General features: G+C 62.9%; 3 protein-coding genes. All 3 read left to right on the forward strand.

Translation table 11 applies throughout. From position 1 onward, the window contains the following. Positions 1–68: 68 nt before the first annotated feature. Positions 69–1265, forward strand: a complete 1197-nt coding sequence (locus PMI02_RS20585) for a tyrosine-type recombinase/integrase (protein WP_007686513.1) — start codon at positions 69–71, stop codon at positions 1263–1265. A 226-nt stretch (positions 1266–1491) separates the two neighbouring features. Next, positions 1492–1812, forward strand: a complete 321-nt coding sequence (locus tag PMI02_RS27345; RefSeq protein ID WP_007686514.1) for a hypothetical protein — start codon at positions 1492–1494, stop codon at positions 1810–1812. Next, positions 1802–2229: YqcI/YcgG family protein (locus tag PMI02_RS26565; RefSeq protein ID WP_007686516.1), on the forward strand; the 428-nt coding region annotated here is incomplete at its 3' end. The genes PMI02_RS27345 and PMI02_RS26565, both read left to right, overlap by 11 nt.

A 2229-nucleotide genomic window follows, 5' to 3' on the forward strand; every position in this document is an offset into this window, starting at 1 on the left:
CCTACTTGCACAATCGGCCGCGAAGACGCCGGTGACCCGAGCGGAAGGCACCAGATGGAAAGGACGCCATGGACGATCTGAGCCTCCCGGCCGCCTCCCGTCACGCCACGGACCTCGTGGCTATGATCACCACGCTGCGGACCTCGGCGCCGGTAACCGTGGACAGCGGCTTGATCGCGGCGTTCCAGGCGGCATCGTCAAAGCACACGCTCGCCGCCCTGCGGTCCGACTGGTCGGCCTTTGATCTGTGGTGCCGGCAGCACCGCCGGATCACGCTGCCGGCAACGGCGCAGGACGTGACCGATTATCTCGGTGCGCGAGCGGGGCAGGGGGCCAGGCCTGCCTCACTGGCGCGTTACAAGGCCTCGATCGCTCGGCTGCACCAGTTGCTTGGTCTCGTTGATCCGACCACGGCGCCGCTGGTCAAGCTGCCCCTGGCGGCGATCCGGCGCGACAAAGGCGTGGCCCAGCTCCAGGCGGCGCCGCTGCGCTTCAAGGGGCCCGTTTCGGACATCGAGCGCGACCCGGCGCGGGGGCTTAACCTGCGCGCGCTGCTCGAGAGCTGCGGCACCGATCCCATGGGCCTGCGCGACCGCGCGTTGCTCAGTCTGGCTTACGACACGGGTCTGCGCGCCAGCGAACTGGTCGCGGTTACGGTGGAAGACATGATACCGGCCACCGATCCCGACGCGCGGCTGCTGGCCATCGCGCGCAGCAAGGGCGACAGCGAAGGGGAGGGGGCCACTGCATTCCTCAGCCCGAGGACCGTGCGCGCGGTAGAAGCGTGGGCCGCGGCGGCCAGCATCGCCACCGGGCCGTTATTCCGCCGGGTGATCGTGCGGCGCTACAAGGCGCGGGCTCGGGTGCCCGGGCGTGACTTGGCGACGATATCGGGGCGGGAGGTGTGGGACCTGCGCAAAACCTTGCCCAAGCCCGCGGTCCCGGCCCGCACCGAATACAGCTTTGGCGAGGTCGCTTTGCATCCGGGCTCGATCGGGCCGATCTGGCGGGCGATCATTCGGCGGGCTTTCGACCAGGGCGCTTTGCCGGATCTGACGAAGGACGACCTCGAGCATTTGCTGAAGCGGGTCAGCGGCCATTCCACGCGGGTCGGGCTGAACCAGGACCTGTTCGCCAGCGGCGAGGACCTCGCCGGGATCATGGATGCTTTGCGCTGGAAAAGCCCACGCATGCCGCTCGCGTATAATCGGAACCTGGCAGCTGAGCATGGGGCGGCGGGAAGGCTTATGAAGAAACTGGGGTAAATGCCGAGCTGTTATGATCGGACGATTTCCGCAGCTGCCTTGTCTGTTGTGACGCCGGTTTCTTCAACCAATCATAAGTTATTGAAATGCATGCTATAACTTTGCCGCAGCTGGCGAAATTGCTCTGGGTTAATCCGTTTTGCAGAGCGTTTTTCGCAACTTCCTGACCGATCACACATTCCCACTTCGAGGCGAGCGTGAAGACACGCGGCAAGGGAGACGATAAGTGCGTGCTGCAGGAAAGGTCCAGCCGGAGGCCGAAAATCTGGCCGTCGAAGGAAGTGCGCTGTCCAGCGAACTGATCACGCCAAGTGTGCCCGAGAAAAGACTGCGACAGCCCAGGAACTTGAACGCAATACCGCCCGAACTGTTTCTGCAGGCGACGCTTAGCGCCAGATCGTTCCAACGTTCCGCGCTGGGCTATCTTGATCATCCTGACTGGCAGGAACGGGTTCGAACGGACGCCAAGAACCTAGTCAAAGTCTTGGCCGCCATGGGATTTGTCGCCGAGGTTAGCCGTGTGATGGGGACCAACAATGCAAGGTGATGCTCTCGAAGGCGAGTTTCGCGCACGAATTCGCGAGCCCAATTTTCCGTGTGTCGGAGCCAAGTCAGCGCTGGCAAAGGGATCCCTGAAGATCGTCGCCGCTCGCGATCTGACGAGCTCGTGGAATGATGTGGTCATTCATCGCGAACTCCTGGCTTGGAGCAAGGAGTATCAGCAGGAGCGGGAAGGCCTGCGCAGTCTTGCGGTCGTGTTCGAAGGACCGCACGACCTAGACGAACCGGCTTTCGAAGCCGCCATGTGGGAGCGCATCCAGTCGTTTGCAGACAAGGACGCTTGGCTTGGGCAACCATATGATGATTCGGTCAGTCCTAACCCCGAGGACCCTCATTTTTCATTGAGTTTCGGCGGTAGCGCATTTTTCGTTGTAGGCCTCCATCCCAATGCATCGCGGCCTGC

It is taken from the genome of Novosphingobium sp. AP12 (assembly GCF_000281975.1).
Classification (GTDB): Bacteria; Pseudomonadota; Alphaproteobacteria; order Sphingomonadales; family Sphingomonadaceae; genus Novosphingobium.